The 22,487-nt window shown below is 64.7% G+C and carries 22 protein-coding genes; 8 read left to right on the top strand and 14 right to left on the bottom strand.

Annotated elements, in window-relative coordinates:
- Positions 1-10: 10 nt before the first annotated feature.
- The 6 genes from pheS to IB257_RS25550 all read right to left on the bottom strand — a co-directional run bounded on the left by pheS (position 11) and on the right by IB257_RS25550 (position 4,563).
- A complete protein-coding gene (gene pheS, locus IB257_RS25575) occupies positions 11-1,033 on the bottom strand; it encodes a phenylalanine--tRNA ligase subunit alpha (RefSeq protein ID WP_054458250.1) in 1,023 nt (340 codons plus the stop codon).
- Positions 1,034-1,108: 75 nt separating this feature from the next.
- Positions 1,109-1,468, bottom strand: a complete 360-nt coding sequence (gene rplT, locus IB257_RS25570; protein ID WP_006218741.1) for a 50S ribosomal protein L20 — start codon at positions 1,466-1,468, stop codon at positions 1,109-1,111.
- A gap of 17 nt (positions 1,469-1,485) precedes the next feature.
- Complete coding sequence (gene rpmI / locus IB257_RS25565; RefSeq protein WP_008159912.1) at positions 1,486-1,683, bottom strand: 50S ribosomal protein L35; 198 nt, start codon at positions 1,681-1,683, stop codon at positions 1,486-1,488.
- 329 nt (positions 1,684-2,012) lie between these two features.
- Positions 2,013-3,542 (bottom strand): YifB family Mg chelatase-like AAA ATPase, encoded by a 1,530-nt coding sequence (locus IB257_RS25560; protein WP_192493013.1) that lies wholly within the window; start codon positions 3,540-3,542, stop codon positions 2,013-2,015.
- Between the two features lie 185 nt (positions 3,543-3,727).
- Complete coding sequence (locus tag IB257_RS25555; protein ID WP_054458252.1) at positions 3,728-3,979, bottom strand: accessory factor UbiK family protein; 252 nt, start codon at positions 3,977-3,979, stop codon at positions 3,728-3,730.
- 182 nt (positions 3,980-4,161) lie between these two features.
- Positions 4,162-4,563 carry a DUF5339 family protein gene (locus IB257_RS25550; RefSeq protein ID WP_175182140.1) on the bottom strand — a complete coding sequence of 134 codons (402 nt, stop codon included), beginning with the start codon at positions 4,561-4,563 and terminating at the stop codon, positions 4,162-4,164.
- Positions 4,564-5,103: 540 nt separating this feature from the next.
- Here IB257_RS25550 and IB257_RS25545 point away from each other — a divergent pair.
- Positions 5,104-5,442, top strand: coding sequence for a P-II family nitrogen regulator (locus IB257_RS25545; RefSeq protein ID WP_054458254.1), 339 nt, complete (start codon positions 5,104-5,106; stop codon positions 5,440-5,442).
- Positions 5,443-5,470: 28 nt separating this feature from the next.
- Positions 5,471-6,709, top strand: coding sequence for an ammonium transporter (gene amt / locus IB257_RS25540; RefSeq protein ID WP_013392915.1), 1,239 nt, complete (start codon positions 5,471-5,473; stop codon positions 6,707-6,709).
- 101 nt (positions 6,710-6,810) lie between these two features.
- On the opposite strand, the gene ptsP is transcribed toward amt, so the two are convergent.
- The 6 genes from ptsP to thrS form a co-directional block, all read right to left on the bottom strand.
- Positions 6,811-8,520 (bottom strand): phosphoenolpyruvate--protein phosphotransferase, encoded by a 1,710-nt coding sequence (ptsP, locus tag IB257_RS25535; protein ID WP_054458308.1) that lies wholly within the window; start codon positions 8,518-8,520, stop codon positions 6,811-6,813.
- 106 nt (positions 8,521-8,626) lie between these two features.
- Positions 8,627-8,896 (bottom strand): HPr family phosphocarrier protein, encoded by a 270-nt coding sequence (locus IB257_RS25530; protein WP_013392913.1) that lies wholly within the window; start codon positions 8,894-8,896, stop codon positions 8,627-8,629.
- Between the two features lie 109 nt (positions 8,897-9,005).
- The gene (locus IB257_RS25525) at positions 9,006-9,407 is read right to left on the bottom strand and encodes a PTS sugar transporter subunit IIA (RefSeq protein WP_054458255.1); all 402 of its coding nucleotides are present in this window, start codon (positions 9,405-9,407) and stop codon (positions 9,006-9,008) included.
- Between the two features lie 18 nt (positions 9,408-9,425).
- Positions 9,426-10,397, bottom strand: coding sequence for a glutathione synthase (gene gshB, locus IB257_RS25520; protein WP_192493012.1), 972 nt, complete (start codon positions 10,395-10,397; stop codon positions 9,426-9,428).
- 154 nt (positions 10,398-10,551) lie between these two features.
- Positions 10,552-11,103, bottom strand: coding sequence for a translation initiation factor IF-3 (gene infC, locus IB257_RS25515; RefSeq protein WP_080551054.1), 552 nt, complete (start codon positions 11,101-11,103; stop codon positions 10,552-10,554).
- A 20-nt stretch (positions 11,104-11,123) separates the two neighbouring features.
- The gene (gene thrS, locus IB257_RS25510; RefSeq protein ID WP_054458257.1) at positions 11,124-13,076 is read right to left on the bottom strand and encodes a threonine--tRNA ligase; all 1,953 of its coding nucleotides are present in this window, start codon (positions 13,074-13,076) and stop codon (positions 11,124-11,126) included.
- Between the two features lie 589 nt (positions 13,077-13,665).
- Between thrS and IB257_RS25505 the strand changes: the two genes are divergently transcribed.
- Entirely contained in the window at positions 13,666-14,406 is a 741-nt protein-coding gene (locus tag IB257_RS25505; protein WP_054458258.1) for a response regulator transcription factor, read from the top strand.
- Positions 14,407-14,436: 30 nt separating this feature from the next.
- Here the strand turns inward: IB257_RS25505 and hemN are convergent, their stop codons facing one another.
- Entirely contained in the window at positions 14,437-15,867 is a 1,431-nt protein-coding gene (hemN, locus tag IB257_RS25500; RefSeq protein ID WP_192327058.1) for an oxygen-independent coproporphyrinogen III oxidase, read from the bottom strand.
- Between the two features lie 167 nt (positions 15,868-16,034).
- Here hemN and IB257_RS25495 point away from each other — a divergent pair, with 167 nt between their 5' ends.
- Positions 16,035-16,301 carry a hypothetical protein gene (locus IB257_RS25495; RefSeq protein WP_054458311.1) on the top strand — a complete coding sequence of 89 codons (267 nt, stop codon included), beginning with the start codon at positions 16,035-16,037 and terminating at the stop codon, positions 16,299-16,301.
- A 7-nt stretch (positions 16,302-16,308) separates the two neighbouring features.
- Here IB257_RS25495 and IB257_RS25490 read toward each other — a convergent pair whose 3' ends face one another.
- Entirely contained in the window at positions 16,309-17,802 is a 1,494-nt protein-coding gene (locus IB257_RS25490; protein WP_370540127.1) for a glycosyltransferase family 39 protein, read from the bottom strand.
- 291 nt (positions 17,803-18,093) lie between these two features.
- Between IB257_RS25490 and IB257_RS25485 the strand changes: the two genes are divergently transcribed.
- The 4 genes from IB257_RS25485 to IB257_RS25470 all read left to right on the top strand — a co-directional run bounded on the left by IB257_RS25485 (position 18,094) and on the right by IB257_RS25470 (position 22,486).
- The gene (locus IB257_RS25485; RefSeq protein ID WP_054458261.1) at positions 18,094-18,825 is read left to right on the top strand and encodes a FadR/GntR family transcriptional regulator; all 732 of its coding nucleotides are present in this window, start codon (positions 18,094-18,096) and stop codon (positions 18,823-18,825) included.
- A 140-nt stretch (positions 18,826-18,965) separates the two neighbouring features.
- Positions 18,966-20,540: an ABC transporter substrate-binding protein gene (locus IB257_RS25480; RefSeq protein ID WP_054458262.1), complete on the top strand. Its 1,575-nt coding sequence runs from the start codon at positions 18,966-18,968 to the stop codon at positions 20,538-20,540.
- Between the two features lie 102 nt (positions 20,541-20,642).
- Positions 20,643-21,650 (top strand): ABC transporter permease, encoded by a 1,008-nt coding sequence (locus tag IB257_RS25475; protein ID WP_054458263.1) that lies wholly within the window; start codon positions 20,643-20,645, stop codon positions 21,648-21,650.
- Positions 21,647-22,486, top strand: coding sequence for an ABC transporter permease (locus IB257_RS25470; RefSeq protein WP_059380519.1), 840 nt, complete (start codon positions 21,647-21,649; stop codon positions 22,484-22,486). Before IB257_RS25475 ends, IB257_RS25470 begins: the two co-directional genes overlap by 4 nt.
- Position 22,487: the final 1 nt, after the last annotated feature.

The following is a 22,487-nucleotide window of genomic DNA, read 5'->3' as shown; positions in this document are numbered from 1 at the left end:
CAGCCGTCTGTTATTCGTTGAACTGGCGCAGGAAGCGCAAATCGCCTTCGTAGAACTGGCGCAGATCGTTGACGCCGTAGCGCAACATGGTCAGGCGCTCAAGTCCGGAACCGAAGGCAAAGCCGATGTAGCGTTCGGGATCGAGGCCGAAGTTGCGCACCACTTGCGGATGCACCTGGCCCGAGCCGGAAATCTCCAGCCAGCGGCCGCGGTTCGGCCCCGAGGTGAACATCATGTCGATTTCGGCGGACGGCTCCGTGAACGGGAAGAACGACGGGCGGAAACGCACGGCCAGGTCGTCGGTTTCAAAGAAGCAGCGCAGGAAATCGGTGTACACGCCCTTCAGGTCGGCGAACGAAATGTCCTCGGCGATCCAGAGCCCTTCCACCTGGTGGAACATGGGCGAGTGCGTAGCGTCGCTATCGACGCGGTAGGTGCGGCCCGGTGCGATGACCTTGATGGGCGGCTTATGCATGCGGGCGTAACGCACCTGCATGGGGCTGGTGTGCGTGCGCAGCAGCAGCGGCTGGCCTTCGGCGTCCTGCATGTCGACGTAGAACGTGTCATGCATGGAGCGCGCAGGATGGTCCAGCGGGCTGTTCAAAGCAGTGAAATTGGTCCAGTCGTTTTCCACTTCGGGGCCGTCGGCCACGTCGAAGCCTATGGAACGGAAGATCTCTTCCACGCGTTCCCAGGTCCGGATCACCGGATGGATGCCGCCCGGCGCGCGGCCGCGGCCCGGGAGGGTGACGTCAATGGTTTCGGATGCCAGGCGGGCGTCCAGTTCAGCCTGTGCCAGCGCCGCGCGGCGCAGGTTCAGCAGCTCTTCGACCCTTTGCTTGGCCTGATTGATCCGGGCGCCCATCTCGCGCTTCTGCTCCGGGTCGAGCTTGCCGAGGGCTTTGAGCAGCACCGTCAGCGCGCCTTCCTTGCCCAGGAACCGAGCCTTTGCATTTTCCAGCGCGGCGGCATCGGAGGCCGCGGCGAAGCGTTCTTGCGCCTGGGAGACCAGGTCGTCAACCGTTTGAGTCATGAAATCCAGCCTTCAAAACGCAAACGGGGCCATTACAGCCCCGTTTGCAGCGATGCGCGATGAGTTAAAGCGCGATCAGGCAGCCAAGGCAGCCTTGGCTTGCTGCACGATGGCGGCAAAGCCGGCCTTGTCGCGCACGGCCAAGTCGGCCAGAACCTTGCGGTCGAGTTCGATCGAAGCCTTCTTCAGGCCGGCGATGAACACGCTGTAGCTGACGCCATGTTCGCGGACGGCGGCGTTGATACGCGTGATCCACAGAGCACGGAACGTGCGCTTCTTGTTACGACGGTCGCGGTAGGCGTATTGGCCAGCGCGCATGACTGCTTGCTTGGCAATACGGAACACATTACCGCGGCGGCCACGGTAACCCTTGGCGGCGGCAATGACTTTTTTGTGACGTGCGCGGGCGGTTACGCCGCGTTTGACGCGAGGCATAGTAGATCTCCCTTAGATCAAGCGAAAGGCATCATGGCCTTGACGGAGGCCACGTTGGAGTCATGGACCGCTGCCGAGCCGCGCAGTTGACGCTTGGCCTTGGTGGTCTTCTTGGTCAGAATGTGGCGCTTGAACGCCTGACCGCGCTTGATGGAGCCGCTGCCGCGAACCTTAAAGCGCTTGGAGGCGCTTTTCTTGGTTTTCATCTTGGGCATGTTGATTCCCTAAACTAAACACTCATTGTTGATATGCATGACGCCAGGTGCTTGACGCATGGACGGCCGATGAAACCTTCCATGGCGGCAAAACTTGGAGACCTGTTGCCACTTCTTGGGGGTACTTCCGGGGTACTTCTGGATTACATCCGAAGCATTTCCGGGGTACGTTCCGCCAGCATTGCTGCCAGGCGGATTCTCCCCAGAAACAGATCAAATCTGATCCAGATCCGGGAAAGCCTTTGATTATATGGTGATTTCCCGCATTTTGTCGAGCCAGCCAGCCGGCAAAGCGCAACCCCAGGGGCGGCGAACGCCACAGAGGGGCGTCATACGCCCGGCCGCCGGTACTGCACCGCCTGGGCAATATGGCGGGCCCCCAGGGCATCCTCCCCTTCCAGATCGGCGATCGTACGCGCCACCCGCAGCGCACGGTGCATGGCGCGGGCCGACCCCGACAGGCGGCGCATGGCCTGTAGCAGCAAGGCCTGGCCTTCGTCGTCCAGGCGGCAATGCTCGTCCAGTTCCGCCCCCGCCAGCGCGGCGTTGGGCTTGCCCTGGCGGGCCTGCTGACGCTGGCGGCAACGCGCCACGCGCTCCCGGACCGGGCCGGACGCCTCCCCCGGCGGTTTGCCCATCCATTCGGGGTCGGATGGCGGCAAGGCTACGTGCAGGTCGATGCGGTCCAGCAACGGGCCCGATATCTTGCCTGCATAGCGCGCCACCTGATCCGGCGTGCAGGCGCAGGGCCGCCCGGGATGCCCGCGCCACCCGCAAGGGCACGGGTTCATGGCCGCCACCAACTGGAAACGGGCGGGAAACTGCGCCGCGCGCAGCGCCCGCGCGATGACCACCCTGCCCGTCTCTAGGGGTTCCCGCAAGGCCTCCAACGTACGGCGGCTGAACTCTGGCAACTCATCCAGAAACAACACCCCATGATGCGCGAGGCTGATCTCGCCCGGACGCGGACGACTCCCCCCGCCTACCAGCGCCGCCGCCGTGGCGGAATGGTGTGGCGCGCGGAACGGGGGCTGCCCCACGGGCGCGTCGGACAAGCCAGCCAGTGTGGCGACGGCGGCCACTTCCAACGCCTCGCCGCGCGCCAGCGGCGGCAGCAGGCCCGGCAGGCGCGCCGCCAGCATGCTCTTGCCCGCTCCCGGCGGCCCTATCATCAACAGGCTATGTCCGCCCGCTGCAGCAACCTCCAAAGCCCGCCGCGCCCCCGGCTGCCCCCGCACATCCGACAGGCAGGGTCCGGGCGCAGCCGCCGGCCAGGGCCGGGGCACGGCGTTGGACAACAGGCTGGCACCGGTGGCGTGCGCTGCCACGTCAGCCAGCGTGCGCGCCGACAGCACGCGCAGCCCGGGAACCCAGGCGGCCTGCTCGGCGCTGCCCGCAGGCAGGATGAGCGTGGCGCCGGGCGCCTCCCGGGCGACGCTCAGCGCGATGACCAGCGGCGCCGCGACCGGCACCAACGCGCCGGTCAGGGACAACTCCCCGGCCAGCACCAGGTCGGCCAAGGCCGGATCCCGAACGGGCGATTCCGGATCGCGAACGTCCGCCGGCGCGGCCAACTGGCCGGAGGCCAGCAGCAGGCCCAGGGCGATCGGCAGGTCGAAACGCCCCGACTCCTTGGGAATGTCGGCGGGCGAAAGATTGACCGTGATCCTGCCGGGCGGGAACTCGAAGCCACTGTTCAAGATGGCGGCGCGCACGCGCTCGCGGCTTTCGCGCACTTCGGTATCGGGCAGGCCGACCACATTGAAGCTGGGCAGGCCCGGGCCCAGATGCGTTTCCACGCGCACCGCGTGGGCATCCAGGCCGCACAGGGCGCGGCTGGCAAGTACGGCTAGCGTCAAGGCGGCCTCCGAGCAAGAGTTGGGTCCGCCAGTATCCGCAAACGCGAGGCCCGCGCGGCGGCGGCCGTGACAGAAGCATCACTCCCGTCAACCACAGATGCGCACGCGGAAATGGAAAACGGCCGCTGATCGCGGCCGTTTCCGGAAAGCATTTCCTGCCGGCCGCGAGATGCGGCCTCCAGCGCTTACTTGTCCAGCGCGGACAAGCGCGACTCCAGCTGCTGCACCTGCGCGGCCAATTGGTCCACCCGGGCGCGGGTGCGCGCCAGCAGGTCGGCCTGGACGTCGAATTCCTCGCGCGTGACGAGATCCAGCTTGGAGAATGCCTGCGTCATCATCGCGCGCACATTGCGCTCCACATCCGCGGCCGGACTGCGGGCGATCAGGTCGGAGATGTTCTTCTGGATGTCTTCCATCCATTGGGTGCGATTGTTCATGACGGCCTCACTGTGTTCTTGATGCCTCAAGTGTAGTGCGTCGGAACGCCGTTTCCGGACTGACCGCGCAAAAAAAAGGGCCGCCTCGATCCAAAAAAAGAGGGCGGGCCGCATGCGGTGACCGCCCTTCAAAGCACAGGAGAAAACCGGGCTGCCATGGCGGCAACCCCCTACCAACATCGTTACGGGCAACCCATCTGGCTTGCCGACTGCGTGAACGTATCCGACGACTGCTTGCATTGCGCCGCCAACTGCGTCTTGTCGCTGACCGCGCCCCATTGCGCCCTGGCCGCGTCTAGCTGCTCCTTGATCGCGGCGGCAGCCGGGTTGCCGCTGCCGAGCTTGTCCATGCAGGCATTGATCTTGGCGACGTAGGCCTCGCACTCGGCGGGAACGGACGCTGCAGTGCCTGCCGCCGGAGCAGCCGAGGAAGGCGAAGTCGCGGGTGGAGGCGGCGCCGCGGGAGCCGCAGGTGCGGGCGCAGGTGCGGTGGCGGCCTTTTCTTCGCTCTTGTTGCAGCCGGCCAGCGCGGCAAGCGACGCGGCCAGGACCAAAGTGCAGAAAGCCTTGCGGTGGATTTTCATGACTACCCTTTCCCGTTCCTGCTTTCTTTTGGAGATCCGTCGACGCGGAGACTCCGCCTGCGGCCCAGCCTGTTCGGGGACAGGCTTGAACTGTTATCGATTCTTCTGCAGCCGCTCTTCGGCAACAAGCCGACGGGTGTAAACCCTCGTATCACGAGACCGCGCCGGCCGCGCCGATTCCGGCGCTCCTCTGCGTCTCGCCAACGGTCTGCCGATTTAGGCCAAAGGCGCGCCGCATATGGCTCAGCGGGCAGCAGGCGAGTCATCGATGACTCGATAAAAAAGCTGATATGCCAACATAAAACGCAATAAAACGCGCATCAATTTGCTACAAATATCGGACGCCAAACATATTTTGTTGCTTGCCCCAAGGGCTGGCGCTGCGCACCAACTTGAAGCTGACTTGCGGTGCATGAAGCACCAAACCGGTGCAATCAAGCACGCTTTGAGCGCGCCAACCTCCTTCGCTGGGCCATATCCGACATGGCATGGAATTTGCTTGATAGACGAAGCCAACGTGCAACCATGAGAGGAAATGCCATGAAACTCATCATCGCCATCATCAAGCCCTTCAAGCTCGACGAAGTGCGGGTGGCTCTATCCGGGATCGGCGTCCAGGGCCTGACCGTCACTGAAGTAAAGGGATTCGGCCGCCAGAAGGGCCATACCGAGCTGTATCGCGGCGCCGAGTACGCCGTCGATTTCCTGCCCAAGCTGCGTGTCGAGGCCGCCGTGCCCGACCATCTGGTGGATCAGGTCATTGAAGCCATCGAACAGGCTGCCCGCACCGGCAAGATCGGCGACGGCAAGATCTTCGCCGCCCCGCTCGAACAAGTGATCCGCATCAGAACGGGTGAATCCGGCGAAGCTGCGCTGTAAATAAATAAAGACTCAATGGAGCCTGAAAATGGATAAAGCAGATATCTCCTGGTTGCTCGTCTCTACCCTGCTTGTATTGATGATGGCCGTACCCGGTCTGGCGATGTTCTATGGCGGCCTGGTACGCAGCAAGAACGTGCTGTCCGTGTTGCTGCAAGTGCTGTGCACGTTCGTGCTGGGCCTGGTGCTCTGGTTCATCTACGGATATTCCCTTGCCTTCACCGAGGGCAACGCCTTCTTCGGCGGCCTGTCGCGCGCCTTCTTCTCCGGCATGTTCACCCCGTCCGACGGCAAGTACGCCATGTCGAACTCGCTGACCGAACTGCTGTTCGCCTCATTCCAGGCCACGTTCGCCGGCATCACCTGCGCGCTGATCGTGGGCAGCTTCGCCGAACGCGCCCGCTTCTCGGCGGTGCTGGTGTTCACGGTGATCTGGTTCACCTTCGCCTATGTGCCGATCGCCCACATGGTCTGGTTCGCGTCCGAAACGGCGCCAGGCCTGCTGAATGCGAAGGGCGCGCTGGACTTCGCCGGCGGCACCGTGGTGCACATCAACGCTGGCGTGGCTGGCCTGGTGGGCGCCTACGTGGTGGGCAAGCGCGTAGGCTACGGCCGCGAAGCCATGCAGCCGCACAACCTGCCGATGACCTTCGTGGGTGCGGCGCTGCTGTGGGTGGGCTGGTTCGGGTTCAATGCAGGCTCCGCCTTGGCCGCCAATGAAAACGCCACGCTGGCCTTCTTCAACACCATGATCGCGACCGCCGGCGCCGTGCTGTCCTGGCTGTTCACCGAATGGGCCGTAAAGGGCAAGCCCTCGATGCTGGGCGCCGCCTCGGGCGCCGTCGCAGGCCTGGTCGGCATCACCCCGGCCGCCGGCCTGGTGGGCCCCGTGGGCGCGCTGGTCATCGGCGTCATCGCCGGCATCGTCTGCGTCTGGGGCGTGAACGGCCTGAAGCGCCTGCTGCGCGCCGACGACGCGCTGGACGTGTTCGGCGTGCATGGCGTGGGCGGCATCGTTGGCGCCCTGTTGACTGGCGTGTTCAATGCGCAGATCCTCGGCGGCCCCGGCCTGGCCGAGCCCGGCATGATCGGCCATCAACTGTGGGTCCAGCTGGAAGGCGTACTGCTGACCATCGTCTGGTCCGGCGTGGTGGCATGGATCGCCTACAAGATCGCCAACGCCCTGTGCGGCATGCGCGTGCCGGAAGATCAGGAGCGCGAAGGCCTGGACGTCACCAGCCACGGCGAATCGGCGTACCACAGCTAAACCTGGAACCCCTCCCCACCGGATGGCATAGGTGGGCGGGGATAAAAAAGGCGCCGGGGCATTCTGCCCCGGCGCCTTTTTTGATGCAGCGACGAACCGCCTCAGGCCAGGTCCAGCGTGTCCAGATCCACCGGCAAGGCGCGGTTCAGGGCGCTGGCCACCTTCACGCGCAAAGCGTTGGAGTGCGCGCGCCGGACCTCGCGCTTGACGTCCAGCAGTTGCTGAGGGTGCATGGAGAACTCGGTCAGGCCCAGGCCCAGCAGCAGCCGGGTCATGCGCGAATCCCCCGCCATCTCGCCGCACACGGCAACCGGCTTGCCGGCACGCTCGCCCGCATTGATGGTGTGCGCGACCAGGCGCAACACCGCGGGATGCAGCGGATCGTACAGGGACGCGACGTCGTGGTCGCCGCGATCGATCGCCAACGTGTACTGGATCAGGTCGTTGGTGCCGATGGACAGGAAGTCCAGCGCCTGCGCAAAGGGTTCGATGGCGATGGCGATGGCGGGCACCTCGACCATGGCGCCCACTTCCATGTGGGGCGCATAGGCCTGGCCGCGCGCGTCCAGTTCGCGCCGCGCCGATTCGATGGCCGCCTTGGTCGCCACCACCTCGTGCATGTGCGCAATCATCGGTATCAGCAGGCGCACGGGCCCGTGCGCCGAGGCCCGCAGGATGGCGCGCAGCTGTGTTGCGAACATCTCCGGGCGCGCCAGGCAATAGCGGATGGCGCGCTGGCCGAGCGCGGGATTGGTGGCCACCGTGGCCTCGCCATCCAGCGTCTTGTCCGAGCCGATGTCCAGCGTGCGGATCGTGACGGGCCGGCCGGCCATCACCTTGACCACCGACGAGTAAGCTTCGTACTGCTCTTCTTCGCCCGGCAGGTCCGGACGCCCCATGAAGAGGAATTCGCTACGGAACAAGCCGATGCCGTGCGCGCCGGAAGCCAATGCCAGCGCCGCCTCGTCCGGCAGTTCGATGTTGGCGTGCAGCACCACATCAATGCCATCCAGCGTGACCGAGGGCTCGTCGCGCAGGAGGCTCAGTTCGGCGCGCTCGTCGGCATAGGCCGATTGGCGGCGGCGGTATTCCTCGAGAATGCGGCTGGACGGATTGACGATCACCGCGCCGGCTGCGCCGTCGATGATCAGCATGTCGCCGTCGCGGACCAGTTCCCGCACGTTGCCCATGGCGACCACCGCTGGCACGGCCATGCTGCGCGCCACGATGGCGGTATGCGAAGTGGGACCGCCCAGGTCCGTCACGAAGGCGGCAAAGCGGCCGCCCCGCAGGCGCAGCATGTCGGCGGGCGAAATATCGTGGGCCACGACCACCAACGCGTCGTCGCCGCCCATGTGGGACATGTCGGGCAGGATGGCCGAGGTGCCAGCCAGCACATGCAATACCCGTTCGATGACCTGGCGCACGTCGGCCCCGCGCTCGCGCAGGTACTCGTCTTCCATGGCGTCGAACTGCTGGCCCAGGATCTGCCCCTGCGTCGTCAGCGCCCATTCGGCGTTGTAGTGGCGTTCGGCAATCAGCGCCAGGGTCTGCTCGGCCAGCAGCGGGTCGCCCAATAGCAGGCTGTGCACGTTGAGCATGGCGCCGAGCTCGCGCGGCGCGTCGGCCGGCAAGGTATCGGCCAGCTGCAGCAGTTCCTGCTGCGCCGAAGCCAGGGCATCGGTGAGCCGGCTGCTTTCGGCAGGCACGTCCTCGGGCGAGATGCGGTAGTGCGCGACCTCCAGCGCCGCCGCACCCATGACGACCGCGCGGCCGATGGCGTATCCCTTGGCCACGCCTTTGCCATACAGACACACAACGGGGCTGGCAGAACCAGCCCCGTTGTTGGGTGCGTCATTGAGGGTCGTAGACGAGCCGGCCTGGGCAACGCCCAGGCCGGCCGATTCGGAAGAAATTCTATTCCTGCTCACCGAATTTGCTGTCGAACAATGATTGAATTTCGGAAAGGGCCTGATCGGCGTCATTGCCGGAGGCCTCCAGCTTAACCGTCACGCCCAGCCCGGCCGCCAGCATCATGACGCCCATGATGCTCTTGGCGTTCACGCGCTGCGCGCCGCGCGAGATGAAGATCTCGCTGGAAAACTTGCTGGCCAGCTGCGTCAGCTTGGCAGCCGCCCGGGCATGCAGGCCCAGTTTATTGCTGATGACGATGTCTGTATTAGGCATAGGAAATATTATGGCTGCGGCATGAGGCCGCAGTGTTGATCACAGCAAACCGTCGAACCGTCAATCGGCCTGAATGGATAGCCGACATAATAGGGCAAACTTCCGCCCGTCAGTCTACACGTAAGACGCCCTGAAGCCCGCCGGCCAGCGCCTTCTCGCGGGTTTCGGCCAAGGGCAGATTGCGATAGGTCAGGGCCCGCAGCAGCATCGGGGTATTCAATCCGGCCAGCACGCAGCACTGGATGCCCTGGGCCTGGGCATCGGAGACGGCGCGCTTGGCGATATTGGCGGGCGTGGCGCCGATCAGATCGGTCAGCACCAGCACGCCCGCGCCATGTTCCTGCTCCAGGATGTCCTTCAGGACTTGCGGCGCCAGGTCGTCCGGCCGGTCTTCAGGCTGGATGTCGTGTATGGCCAGCATGCCGTCCAGGTTGCCCATGACGTGGCTGGCGCAATCGCGTATCGCGGCGCCCAGGGGCGCGTGCACGACGATGACTATACCGGTGGTCATGACAGGGGTCCTGGCGGGTCAAGCGGCAGCGGCAGGGGTCGCCACGGCCTTTTCCAGCGCCTGGACGAACATGCCGGCGACGTCGAAACCGGTTTGCTCCGCGATTTCCACAAAACAGGTGGGGCTGGTGACGTTGACTTCAGTGACGTAATCGCCAATGACGTCCAGGCCAACCAGCAGCAGACCGCGGGCGGCGAGCTTGGGAGCCACGGCCTCGGCGATCTCGCGGTCGCGCGGGGAAAGTTCCTGGGCCACGCCGCGGCCGCCGGCCGCCAGGTTGCCGCGGGTTTCACCGGCCAGCGGAATACGGGCCAGGGAGTACGGCACCGGCACCCCGCCGATCAGCAGGATGCGCTTGTCGCCCTTGACGATGTCGGGAATGTAGCGCTGCGCCATGATGGTGCGCGCGCCATTGTCCGTCAGCGTTTCCAGGATGGCGTTGAGGTTGGGATCCTTGGGCTGCAGCCGGAACACACCCGTGCCGCCCATGCCGTCCAGCGGTTTGACGATGACATCGTGATGCTCGTCGTGGAACGCCTTCAGACGGGCCATGCTGCGGGTCACCAGCGTGGGCGCGGTGAACTCGCTGATTTCGGTGATGGCCAGCTTTTCGGGATGGTTGCGGATCGCCGCGCCGCTGTTGAACACGCGGGCGCCTTGCGCCTCGGCATATTCGAGCAGGTGCGTGGAATAGACGTATTCCATGTCGAACGGCGGATCCTTGCGCATGACCACTGCGCCGAATTCCGCCAGCGGCAGATCCCGGGCGGTAGACTCGCGCCACCAGTCGTGGCCGTGCAGATCGGCGTCCGCGACCAGTTCGATGGGGGTGGCCGCGGTCTTGACCGTGCCCGCCTCGATATAGAGATCGCCCTGCATGGCCACGCTTAGCGTATGGCCGCGCGCCACCAGGGCGCGCATCATGGCGACAGAGCTGTCCTTGTACGCCTTGAGCAGCGGCAAGGGATCCAAAACGAACAATACATGCATCGCGACACCCTGAACGGACACCGCCTTCCCTCGCGGGAAGGCGGCTTTATGACATCGTAGCGCAGAGCCGCCCAATTAGCGAACCCGCCGGCGCCATGGCAGGCGGCAGATCGCACAGGCGGCGTAGCCTCCCTGGGGAGACTACGGCAGGAGCTCAGGCAGCCGACTCAGGCTTGCCCGCAGGCACGGCCTTTTTCTTCGGCGCCAGCACCATGACCATCTGACGGCCTTCGAGCTTCGGCATGGCTTCGACCTGGGCAAGTTCCAGCAGATCGTCGCGCACACGTTCAAGCACCCGCATACCGAGTTCCTGGTGGGCCATTTCGCGGCCACGGAAACGCAGCGTCACCTTGGCCTTGTCGCCTTCTTCGAGGAAGCGGCGCAGATTGCGCAGCTTGACCTGGTAGTCGCCCTCGTCGGTGGCCGGACGGAATTTGACTTCCTTGACCTGGATGACCTTCTGCTTGGAACGAGCTTCAGCTTGGCGCTTCTGCTCCTGGTACTTGAATTTGCCGTAGTCCATCAAACGGCAGACCGGCGGTTCGGCGTTCGGCGCGATTTCCACCAGATCCACGTCGCTTTGCTCGGAAAGACGGAAGGCGTCGGCAATCTTGACGATGCCGAGCTGTTCTCCGTCCAGACCTATCAGGCGCACCTCGGGGACGCGGATTTCACCGTTGATGCGATTGGCTTTTTCAGTGGCGATGTTGAAAGCTCCTAGAAATGTTAAGCAGCGCTGCTATCAGGATGAACGACGTCGCGACGGGTGGAAACGTCCTCGGACAAGCGCGCGACGAATTCGTCGTATGCGATGGCTCCGAGGTCCAATCCGCCCAGTCCGCGTACGGCTACAGTGCCGTTTTGCTTTTCCTTGTCGCCGACGACGAGGATGTACGGCACCTTTTGCAGGCTGTGCTCCCGAATTTTACGAGTGATTTTTTCACCGCGCAAATCGGACTCTACTCTAAAGCCTTGTTTTTTCAGGCTTTGCGTGATTTCAGCCGCATAATCGGCCGAAGGTTCGGAAATGCAGCATACGACGGCCTGCACCGGGGCCAGCCAGGGAGGCATGGCGCCGGCGTGGTTTTCGATCAGCATGCCGATGAAACGCTCCAGCGAACCGAGGATCGCACGGTGCAGCATGACCGGCGGGCGGCGCTGGTCGTTCTGGTCCACGTACTCGGCGCCCAGGCGCACGGGCATGGAGAAGTCGACCTGGATCGTGCCGCACTGCCAGTGGCGGCCGATGGCGTCCTTCAGGGTGTATTCCACCTTGGGGCCATAGAACGCGCCCTCTCCCGGCGAGATCTCGAATTCGCAACCCGTGCGGCGCAGGCTCTCCATCAGGGCGGCTTCGGCCGTATCCCAGACTTCGTCCGTGCCGATGCGCTTTTCAGGACGCGTGGCGACCTTGTACAGCACTTCCGTGAAGCCGAAGTCGCGGTAGACCTTCTGCAGCAGCGCGGTGAAGTCGGCGCACTCGTCCTGCAGCTGTTCTTCGGTACAGAAGATGTGGCCGTCGTCCTGCGTGAAGCCGCGCACGCGCATCATGCCGTGCAGCGAGCCCGAGGGCTCGTTGCGGTGGCACTGGCCGAATTCGCCGTAGCGCAGGGGCAATTCGCGATAGGAATGCAGGCCGGCGTTGAAGATCTGCACGTGACCGGGGCAGTTCATCGGCTTCAGGCCGTAAACGCGGTTCTCGGACTCCGTCGTGAACATGTTTTCACGGTAGTTGTCCCAGTGGCCCGTCTTCTTCCAGAGCGAAATATCGAGGATCTGCGGCGCCTTCACTTCCTGGTAGCCGTTGTCGCGGTAGACGGAGCGCATGTATTGCTCCACCTGCTGCCACAGCGCCCAACCCTTGGGGTGCCAGAAAATCAGACCAGGGGCCTCGTCCTGGAAGTGGAACAGGTCCAATTCGCGGCCGATCTTGCGGTGGTCGCGGCGCTCGGCCTCTTCCAGCATGTGCAGGTAGGCTTCCTGTTCTTCCTTGGTTGCCCAGGCCGTGCCGTAGATGCGCTGGAGCATCTCGTTCTTGCTGTCGCCGCGCCAGTAGGCGCCGGCAACCTTCATGAGCTTGAAGACCTTCAGCTTGCCCGTGGACGGCACGTGGGGGCCGCGGCACAGGTCGATGAAGTCGCCTTCGCGGTACAGGCTGAGCGGCTCGTTCGACGGAATCGAGGCGATGATCTCGGCCTTGTACTTTTCGCCGATGCTCTTGAAGAATTCGACGGCGTCGTCGCGCGACCATTCCTCGCGCGTGACGACCTCGTCCTTCTTGGCGAGTTCGGCCATCTTTTTCTCGATGGCGGCCAGGTCTTCGGGCGTGAACGGGCGCTTGTACGAGAAGTCGTAGTAGAAGCCGTTGTCGATCACCGGACCGATGGTGACCTGCGCATCCGGAAACAGCTCCTTGACGGCATAGGCCAGCAAGTGCGCCGTCGAGTGGCGGATCAGATCCAGGCCGTCGGCGTCCTTGGCGGTGACGATGGCCAGGCGCGCGTCGCCCTCGATGCGGAAGCTGGTGTCGACCAGCCTGGAGTCCGAGCCCTCAAACGTCACGCGGCCGCCCAAGGCGGCCTTCGCCAGGCCCGTACCGATCGATTGCGCCACTTCGGCAACCGTTACCGGCCCCGGATATTGGCGCTGCGAACCATCGGGCAATGTGATCTGTACCATCGGGAGTGCTTCCTGGGGGGTTCTGGGAACTAAACAAACAAATTACGGAAACGAAAAACGCGGCCTGAGAGCCGCGTTCCTTGGATTGTCTTGCTGAGTCCTACCGCTGACCTGACACGGTGAAACCCGACGCACGAAAACTTAACGCGACATAGGGCGAAAGTTCCGGGTCGTAGTTCGTGCCAGCGGGAAAAACATGGTGTCTGGACCTAATGATGCTCGCCGCAGCGGCAGGGATCAAAAACAGCAAACAATGCACTGCGCAACAGAAGCTGTGCTTATCGTCGACGATTGTATCACTATTTACGCCTTTTCCGTGGCTAAAGCGCCACAGCGCTCCCTGGAGCGCGTGCGAGGTGCGCCCGGCGGCGCCATAACTCAAAAACTCATCTGCCGTCGCGGCCTAAATCCCGGCTGTTGCACGCGTGCTTCTCGCATATATGACAGGTCGACGGTGCAACAGTCTGATATTGGCGCGATTCATCTCCCGCGGGCCATGCGAAAACGTAATCTGCCTTCGCAAATTCAGGACACCCGCGACCTGCGCAATCGACCGCCGGCGTTCCCCCATCCTGCATGTGGAGCATCGATGAAAACTGTCTCAGCGCTCACCCTCAAAGCGCCCCCGCACATCAACCCCGAGCCCGCCGAAAGCGGCGACCGCCCGGGCACGCGCCGGCACCTGCTCCTGTCCCGGCCGCCGCCTCTCATCAAGGTGGCGATCCTGGACGACCACCCCGTGGTTGCCGTGGGCGTGGGCGCCTACCTGGAGAGCCGGCCAGGCTTCCGGGTGGTGCACCGGGAGACCTCGGCACGGTCCCTCCTGGAGAAACTTACCCACTCACCCTGCGAAGTCGCCCTGGTCGATTTCTACCTGCCCCTGGAACCCTGGGACGGCGTGAACTATCTGCGGCGCCTGCGCCGCTACCACCCCGGGATGGCGCTCATCACCTTCTCGGCGGGCAGCCGCCAGGAAACCCAGTACGCGGCGTTCCGCGCAGGCGCGAATGGCTATTTCGCCAAGGAATGCGGCATGGTGCTGCTGCCGGAGATGATCCGCGGCGTATTGGCGGGCAAGGAAGAGTTCCTCACGGTGCAGGACGGCAAGATCCGGCCGCAGCAGCCGACGCATCCTCACGCGGCATTGACGACTTCGGAAGTGGAGATACTGCGCCACATCAGCCTAGGGCTGTCCGTCACGCAGATCTCGGCGCGGCTGATGCGCAGCAAGAAAACGATCAGCACCCACAAGCGCCGCGCCATGCGCAAGCTGCAGTTGTCCGACGATTTGTCGCTGGCGCTTTATCTGCGGGAGAAGTTCGCCGAATGAGCGCCGCCGGGCTCTGCGCGACGCCGCGGCTCAGATGATCCGCGAGTAGCTGGCCGCGGTGCCCGGCGCCCGCAGGTAGCCGTCGAACGCCATGGCGACGGCTCGCACGAAGTACCAGCCCAGGCCGGTCACCTGCAGTTCGCCGGGGTGCAGGTTGACCAGGCCCAGCTCGGCCAGATTCGCCATCTGCAGCAGTTCCGGGCCAAAGCTGTCGGCGAACCGCAATCCGTGGCGCGCCTCTATCCGGCTGTAGTCCACGCGGCCCTGGCACATGATGTCCATGATGATCTCGCGGCGAACCAGATCATCCGTGCTCAGCGCCAACCCTCTTTCGACGGCGAAGCGCCCTGCTTCGATTGCCGCGTAATACTCGTCCAGGACTTTGGCGTTCTGGCTGTAGGTATTGCCGATGCGGCCGATCGCGGACACGCCCAGCGCGACCAGGTCGCGGTCGGGCTGCGTGCTGTAGCCCTGGAAGTTGCGGTGCAGCTCCCCCTTGCGCTTGGCGATCGCCAGCGCATCGGTTTCCAGCGCGAAATGGTCCATGCCGATATAGGCGTAGCCCTGCTTCAGAAAACCATCGATGGCGGCGCTGAGCAGCCCCACCCGCGTCTCCCTGTCGGGCAGGTCGGCCTCGTTGATGCGGCGCTGCGGCTTGAAGCGCGCGGGCAGGTGGGCGTAGGCATACAGTGCGATGCGGTCGGGCCGCAGCGCGATGACCTGAGCGATCGTGCGGGCAAAGGACTCCGTAGTCTGCAGCGGCAAGCCATAGATGAGATCCACGTTGACCGAGGCATAGCCCAACGCCCGGGAGCTCTGCATCAGCGCCCGCACGTCTTCGAACGACTGCATGCGGTGCACAGCGGCCTGCACCCGGGGATCGAAATCCTGCACGCCGAAACTCAGGCGGTTAAAGCCCAGTTCGCGCATATGGGCCAGGCGCTCGGGCGTGGCGGTGCGCGGATCTACCTCGATCGAGATTTCCGCGTCGGGTTCGAAGCGGAAGGCGCGTCGCAGGTTCTCCATCAGACGCGACAATTCCTCGTCGGACAAAAAGGTCGGCGTGCCGCCCCCGAAATGCAACTGCGATACGGGTACGCCCTCGCCCAGTTCGCGCACATGCAGCTCGATCTCGGCCGCCAGGGCATCCAGATAGCGGGCGGCGCGGTCGTGGTGGCGAGTCACCACCTTGTTACAGGCGCAGTAATAACAGACCGATTCACAGAACGGGATGTGCACGTAGAGCGACAAAGGCTCGGCCGGCGCCGTCGCGCGGCGCTGCTGCAGCGCCTGCCGGTACTCCTGCTCGCCGAAGCCGCCGTGATACCGGTCAGCCGTGGGATACGAGGTATAGCGGGGCCCGTTCTTGTCCAGCCGCGCCAGCAATTGCGGCGGGAACAATGGGCTGGCGGCGGAGGGCTCGCGGGATTCTGTCTGTGACGGGCGTAGGGCGGCTTGCATACCTGGAATTATTCGCCTGTGCCGGCCAGTCCGGGTTGATCTTGCGCAAACGCCAGCGTGTTGCCCCCCGCCAGTCCACCTGCCCACCCAGAGAACACCCCGCGGCGCTAGCGGCCTCGCCCCCGTAAAATGCGCCTGTCACAAAGATGCACAACAAGGAAACCATCATGGGCACTGAACTGGACGGCCGCCTGCTCGCCATGCGCCAGGCGCTGGCGATCGCCATCGCCCTCTCGACCCGCAGCAGCCCCCAGGCCACCGACATGGCGCTGGAACTGCTTAATGACCTGAAGGCAAGCATGGACAACGCTCCTTCGGACAGCCCGTTCGAGAAGCCGGAATGGGTAGCGGGCGCGCACGACGAACTGGACGGCATCGCGCGCCTGGTGCGCGCCTTCACGCAGACGCCTGAACCGGACGACGAGGCGCAATAGCCTGACCCTAGGGGCGAGGCACGCCAGACGCCGTGCCGCAAAGCCGGGAAGACGGCGTCACACGCCAGTGCAGGCCAGGAAAGTCCTTTCCGACGGCGACAAACCCCGCTCCGGGCGTTCTCGGTTCCAGCTCCAGCTCCAATGCGCCGCAAGCCTCGGCCACGTCTTTCGGCACCCAGGGACTGAAACGGAGCTGTCCGTCTATCAGCACCAGCGGCTGTTCCGGCAGCCTCAGGGCCAACGCGCCGGCCTCGGCCGGCGGCCCCGATATCACCCTGACCGGCCCGCCAAGCGCTGCTTTGGCGGGTTCGTGCACAGCCAGGGCCAGCGCCCGGGAATCGAAATAGCGCCAATCCGACGCCTTGCGCGCAAGCCCCGCCCCGCCCGGCGACGTCAGCCCGACCCGGACCATCAACAGCGCCTGGACCAATGCGAATACCGCCACGGCATCGCGCGGCCGCACGCGCTCCCAGACGCCGCCACGCACCAGTTCCATCATCGCCGGCGCCATGAACAGCAGATAAGGCGTGCCCCAGTGCAGTTGCACATGGGAACCGCTGGCAAGCGTCATGATGCTGACGAACACCAAGGGCGTAAAACCGAACGACAGCAGGATGGCGCGGCCCGCATCGCGCGGCGGCGCTTCTGCCGTCACAGCAGCCACCGCGGCGCGGCGGCGCGCCAACCAGCACAAGACACCCAGGAACACCCACGCAGGCAGCGCGCGGTTCAGCATCTGATCGCCCCACCACCGCGCCACTTCCGCCGCGCGCTGAACCCAAGGCAGGCCGGCGGCCAGCGATGAAGTCATCGCGTAGTTCAGGGGTTCGAAGCCGTTGTACGCCAGCCACCAGAGATGCGGCGCGAAGACCGCCAGCGCGGTCAACCCCGCAACCTGCAGCCCGAACCGGTGCATGGAGTCGCGCCAGCCGCGCTGGCTCAGCCAGAAGACCAGCACGGCGGCGCCCGTCACCGCGCTTTGGTACTTGGACAGAGCCCCCAGGCCCAGGCACGCGCCCAGCACGATCCACCAACCGATCCGGCGCGTGGTCCAGGCTTTCCAGCACGCGACGGCGCAGCCCACCGCCAGGGGAATCAGCACGATCTCGTGGTTGTAGAAATGCAGACGGCCGTTGTAGAAGGTGATGCACAGGCCGGCCAGCAACGCCGCCCGCGCATGGCCGCTGCCGCGCATGCCCCGCAGCCAGCGCCACAACAACGCGAAGGCGCCCAGGGTGCAGAGCGCACCGACGATGTAGCTCGTCCACGCCGACCAGCCCAGCAATTGCACCGCTGGCCACAGCAGCCAGGTCGGCAGAGGCGGATGCTTGTAATAGCCCCATTCCAGGCTGCGCACCCAGGTCAGTTGCTCGATATTGTCGGTCGGCGGCGCGAGGGCCGCCTTGTCCAGCAGCGTCAACCACGCCAGGGCGAAGACCGCCATGCCCAAGCCTATCCACCAGCCCTCGGGCCGGAACGCCCGCTTCGTCACTTCCTGCACGTCCTACCCCTTCCTGCCGCCGCAGCGCGCTGCCTTGCCACATGCCCGGTATCGGGCGCAACGGAGTATGGGATGGCGTCCGCCCGCAACAGCGGGGCTTCTGTGCGGGATTTGTCTGGAAACTGTAAAGCGCCCGAGACATTCCTAGCTGGCCTGACCACTTCAAAGAAAGAGGTGGAATCCCTGTGATCGTTTTCCCTTGAAATAGAAAATTTCCCTTCTTATTCAAGGATGAGATGCCTATATTTGGTGGCCTGACCACTTGGCTCTCCGTTCCCGCCCCTATCGTCGATGAACACCTTCCAAGCTGCCGCCGTCACCCGCCTGTACCGAGTCATCGCCGACCAGATCGCCGGCCGGATCCGGGCCGGGGAATTCCCCCGCGGCGGGCGCCTGCCTTCTGAGCGGGAGCTGGCCGAACAGCTGCAGGTCAGCCGCGCGTCTATCCGCGAGGCACTGATCGCGCTGGAAATAGAAGGCTATGTCGAGGTGCGCGTGGGCACCGGGGTGTTCGTCACTGCCATCCGGGAAGCCGCCGCTCCCGCGTACGCCGCGCCAGGACAGGACGGCATCGGCCCGTTCGACCTGCTGGAAGCGCGCATGCTGATCGAACCCGAGTGCGCGGGCATGGCCGCGCAGCATGGGTCGCCCGCCCAGATTGCCGCCATCCGCGACGCCCACGAGGGCATGTCGCTGGGCAACTCGCCCGGCCGCCACGACCGCGAATTCCACAACGCCATTGCCGCGGCTTGCGGCAACGCCGCAGTAGCGGCCTCGGTGGCCCATCTGTGGGAATTGACGCAGGCCAGCCCCGTGTACAGCCGCATGGAGGATTACTTCGTCGACACCAAGGTCTGGGCCATCGCCCATGCCGAACACCAGCGCATCCTGACGGCCATACAGGCGCGCGATCCGATCCGCGCGCGCCATGCCATGCATGCGCATCTGCTAGGCATCCTGGCCCGCCTGCGGGAAGACTTTGGCGACGAGAACGGCGCTCCGCAATGGTGCGCGGCACGCTGAAGAGCACCTGTACGAAGCATTGTTGTAGCGGCTCCACCCGTAGTACCCCTGAAAACACAGGTGGCATGAGGTTTGCTTGCCAGTGCACGGCATCCGCGACGCGGACACCTGTCAGACCCTTTCCAGCCCGGAGGCTCGCAGTGAAATCGAAGAAATGGTTCTCCCTAAGCATCGGCGCACTGGTCCTCGCGGCCGCGCTGCCCGCCACGCAAGCCCTGGCGCAGACCAAGGGCGGCACGCTGAACATGATCGTCCAGCCCGAACCGCCGGTGATTGTCACCGCCATCAATCAGCAGGGGCCCACGCAGTTCGTCGCCGGCAAGATCTACGAGAGCCTGCTGACCTACTCCACCGATCTGAAGCCCCAGCCCGGCCTGGCCAAGTCGTGGGACGCCTCGCCCGACGGCCTGTCCTACACCTTCCATCTGCAGGACAACGTCAAGTGGCATGACGGCAAGCCCTTCACGTCCGAGGACGTGGTGTTCTCGCTGGCGGACATGCTGCCCAAGACCCATGCGCGCGCCCGCGTGATCCTGAACAAGTTCGTGGAATCGGTGCAGGCGCCGGACGCGAAGACGGTCGTCGTCAAACTGAAGACGCCCTTCCCGGCCTTCATGCTGATGTTCGAACCGGGCTTTGCGCCCATGATGCCCAAGCACATCTATGCCGGCACCGACTACATGACCAATCCCGCCAACCAGAAGCCGGTCGGCACGGGCCCGTTCATGTTCAAGGAATGGAAACGCGGCGAATACATCAAGCTGACCCGCAACCCCGACTACTGGAAGCCCGGCAAGCCCTATCTGGATGAACTGGTGTTCAACGTCATCCCCGACTCGGCCTCGCGCGCGGTGGCTTTCGAGCGCGGCAGCGTGGACGTGCTGCGCGGCGGCGACGTGGACAACGTCGACATCAAGCGCCTGCGCGCCCTGCCCAAGGTCGAATACACCACGGCCGGCTGGGAGATGTTCTCGCCCCAGGCCTACCTGATCTTCAACATGCGCAAGCCGCCCTTCGACAACCTGAAGGTGCGCCAGGCCGTGATGGCGGCCATCAACCGCAACATGGTGGTCAACAACATCTTCTTCGGCCTGGGCAAGGTGTCCACCAGCCCCTTCGTCACCACCGAGATGTTCTATGACAAGAACATGCCGCCGCTGGCGTTCGACATGAAGAAGGCGCGCGCGCTGATCAAGGAATCCGGCATCAAGCCCGAGGACTACACGATCCGCCAGCTGAGCTTTCCCTACGGCTCCACCTGGGATCGCCTGGGTGAATACACCAAGCAGGCGTTGGAGCAGCTGGGCTTCAAGGTCAACCTGGAAGCCACCGACGCCGGCGGCTGGGCCAGCCGCACGGGCAACTGGGACTTCGACATGACGACCACCTTCACCTACCAGTACGGCGATCCCGCGCTGGGCGTGCAACGGCTGTATGTCTCGTCGAACATCGTCAAGGGTTCGCCCTTCGCCAACGTGCAGGGCTACAGCAATCCGGAGACCGACAAGCAATGGGAGGCGGCCGCTTCCGAGGTGGATCCCGCCAAGCGCCAGGAGCTCTACACCAAGCTGCAGACCACGCTGGTCAATGAGATCGCCAACGGCTTCCTGGTGGACATGGAGTTTCCCACGCTCTACCGCGGCAACGTCAAGAATCTGGTCAAGACCGCCATCGGCCTGAACGAGAGCTTCGACGACGTGTACATCGAAAAGTAAGCGCCGCAGGACGCCGCCGCGGCAGGCTTGCCGCGGCGGCGGATGCCGGCCGGACAACGGCTGCCCCAGGCAGGCCGCGCCCGACCAGAGAGGACCCCGAGCATGAAATTCCTGTCTTTCCTCGTTTCCCGCATCGGCAAGGCCCTGGTGGTCGTGCTGGGCGTGGTGATCATCAATTTCTTCCTGATCCGCCTGGCCCCAGGCGACCCCGCCGCCGTGCTGGCGGGCCAGGCCGGCGCGGGCGACGCTGCCTACGTCGAACAATTGCGCGTGGCCTTCGGCCTGGACAAGCCCATCCTGACCCAGCTGATGCTGTACCTGAAGGGCGTGGTGCAACTGGACCTGGGTTTCTCGTACCGCAACCATGTGCCGGTGCTGGACCTGATCCTGGAACGCCTGCCCGCCACCTTCCTGCTGATGTCCTGCGCCTTCGTGTTCTCCATCGTGCTGGGCGTCTTCCTGGGCGTGGTGGCGGCCAAGGCCCGCTACCGCAACAAGCGCCGCTGGATCGATAGCTCCGTCATGACGGGCGCCCTGGTGCTGTATGCCACTCCGCTGTTCTGGCTGTCGCTGATGGGCATCCTGCTGTTCTCGGTGGTGCTGGGCTGGCTGCCGGCCTTCGGCATGGAGACCGTGGGCGCCAACCTGAAGGGCTGGGCGCGCGCGGGCGACATCGCCCAGCACCTGATCCTGCCCACCGTGACGCTGGGCTGCTTCTTCATGGCGGTCTACGTGCGGCTGACCCGCGCCTCCATGCTGGAAGTGATAGGCATGGATTTCGTCAAGACGGCGCGCGCCAAGGGCGTAAGCCCCGGCCGCGTGATCCGCGCCCACGTGCTGCGCAATGCGCTGCTGCCGGTCATCACCTTCGCCGGCATTCAGCTGGGGCAGATGGCGGGCGGCGCGGTGCTGACCGAAACCGTGTTCGCCTGGCCCGGCATCGGCAGGCTGATGTTCGACGCGCTGCTGCAGCGCGACTACCAGCTGCTGCTGGGCATCTTCCTGGTCACCTCCATCATGGTGGTGGTGTTCAACCTGCTGACCGACGTGCTGTACCGACTCATCGATCCGCGCATCGGCGCGGGCGCGCAGCAAGGAGCCGCCGCATGAAGTCATTTGCCCGGCGCTACATGCGCAATTACGGAGCGGTGGCCGGACTGGCCATCATGCTGGTCGTGATCGTCGTGGCCCTGGCCGCGCCGCTGCTGTATGAAGAATCCCCCTGGATGATGGTGGCGGATCCGCTGATTCCGCCGTTCACCAATGCCGACTACCCCTTCGGCACCGACATGCTGGGCCGCGACATCACGGCCGGGCTGGTCTGGGGCGCCCGGGTCTCGCTGATGGTGGGCCTCTTGTCGACCGCCGTGGCGCTGGTCTTCGGCATCGTGGTCGGCTCGGTGGCGGGTTACTGCGGCGGCCGGGTTGACGACGCGCTGATGCGCTTCACCGAGTTCTTCCAGACCATCCCGCAGCTGGCCATGGCCGTGGTGCTGGTGGCGATCCTGAGTCCATCCGTCTATTCCATCATGGGGGCCATCGCGGTGGTGTCGTGGCCGCCGGCCGCGCGGCTGGTGCGCTCGGAGTTCATGACGCTCAAGCAGCGCGAGTTCGTGCAGGCCGCCATTGTCATCGGGCAGACGCCGGCCCGCATCGTCGGCACGCAGATCCTGCCCAACGCCATGTCGCCCATCATCGTGTCGGCGTCGTTCATGGTCGCCACCGCGATCCTGACGGAATCGTCGCTGTCCTTCCTGGGACTGGGCGACCGCAACCTGATGAGCTGGGGCTTCATGATCGGCGCGGCCCGCACCATGATCCGCGAAGCCTGGTGGATGAGCGTCTGGCCCGGCGTGGCGATCCTGCTGACCGTGCTGGCCATCAACCTGATCGGCGAAGGCCTGAACGATGCCCTCAACCCGCAGCTGCGCAAGCGCGGCGAATAGG

The sequence above is a fragment of the Achromobacter sp. ACM03 genome (assembly GCF_014851665.1).
GTDB classification, from domain to species: Bacteria; Pseudomonadota; Gammaproteobacteria; order Burkholderiales; family Burkholderiaceae_B; genus Achromobacter; species Achromobacter aegrifaciens.
The sequence above is the reverse complement of the archived record's forward strand: the minus strand, read 5'-3'. Positions and strand labels throughout refer to the sequence as shown.

What these genes read in the sequence shown, in the direction of transcription:
- thrS (WP_054458257.1), bottom strand. Translation starts at nt 13,076, where the DNA reads ATGGTACAGATCACATTGCCCGATGGTTCGCAGCGCCAATATCCGGGG.
- gshB (WP_192493012.1), bottom strand. Translation starts at nt 10,397, where the DNA reads ATGCATGTATTGTTCGTTTTGGATCCCTTGCCGCTGCTCAAGGCGTAC.
- IB257_RS25545 (WP_054458254.1), top strand. Translation starts at nt 5,104, where the DNA reads ATGAAACTCATCATCGCCATCATCAAGCCCTTCAAGCTCGACGAAGTG.
- IB257_RS25525 (WP_054458255.1), bottom strand. Translation starts at nt 9,407, where the DNA reads ATGACCACCGGTATAGTCATCGTCGTGCACGCGCCCCTGGGCGCCGCG.
- IB257_RS25530 (WP_013392913.1), bottom strand. Translation starts at nt 8,896, where the DNA reads ATGCCTAATACAGACATCGTCATCAGCAATAAACTGGGCCTGCATGCC.
- IB257_RS25505 (WP_054458258.1), top strand. Translation starts at nt 13,666, where the DNA reads ATGAAAACTGTCTCAGCGCTCACCCTCAAAGCGCCCCCGCACATCAAC.
- IB257_RS25475 (WP_054458263.1), top strand. Translation starts at nt 20,643, where the DNA reads ATGAAATTCCTGTCTTTCCTCGTTTCCCGCATCGGCAAGGCCCTGGTG.
- rpmI (WP_008159912.1), bottom strand. Translation starts at nt 1,683, where the DNA reads ATGCCCAAGATGAAAACCAAGAAAAGCGCCTCCAAGCGCTTTAAGGTT.
- IB257_RS25485 (WP_054458261.1), top strand. Translation starts at nt 18,094, where the DNA reads ATGAACACCTTCCAAGCTGCCGCCGTCACCCGCCTGTACCGAGTCATC.
- rplT (WP_006218741.1), bottom strand. Translation starts at nt 1,468, where the DNA reads ATGCCTCGCGTCAAACGCGGCGTAACCGCCCGCGCACGTCACAAAAAA.
- amt (WP_013392915.1), top strand. Translation starts at nt 5,471, where the DNA reads ATGGATAAAGCAGATATCTCCTGGTTGCTCGTCTCTACCCTGCTTGTA.
- hemN (WP_192327058.1), bottom strand. Translation starts at nt 15,867, where the DNA reads ATGCAAGCCGCCCTACGCCCGTCACAGACAGAATCCCGCGAGCCCTCC.
- IB257_RS25495 (WP_054458311.1), top strand. Translation starts at nt 16,035, where the DNA reads ATGGGCACTGAACTGGACGGCCGCCTGCTCGCCATGCGCCAGGCGCTG.
- pheS (WP_054458250.1), bottom strand. Translation starts at nt 1,033, where the DNA reads ATGACTCAAACGGTTGACGACCTGGTCTCCCAGGCGCAAGAACGCTTC.
- IB257_RS25555 (WP_054458252.1), bottom strand. Translation starts at nt 3,979, where the DNA reads ATGAACAATCGCACCCAATGGATGGAAGACATCCAGAAGAACATCTCC.
- IB257_RS25550 (WP_175182140.1), bottom strand. Translation starts at nt 4,563, where the DNA reads ATGAAAATCCACCGCAAGGCTTTCTGCACTTTGGTCCTGGCCGCGTCG.
- IB257_RS25470 (WP_059380519.1), top strand. Translation starts at nt 21,647, where the DNA reads ATGAAGTCATTTGCCCGGCGCTACATGCGCAATTACGGAGCGGTGGCC.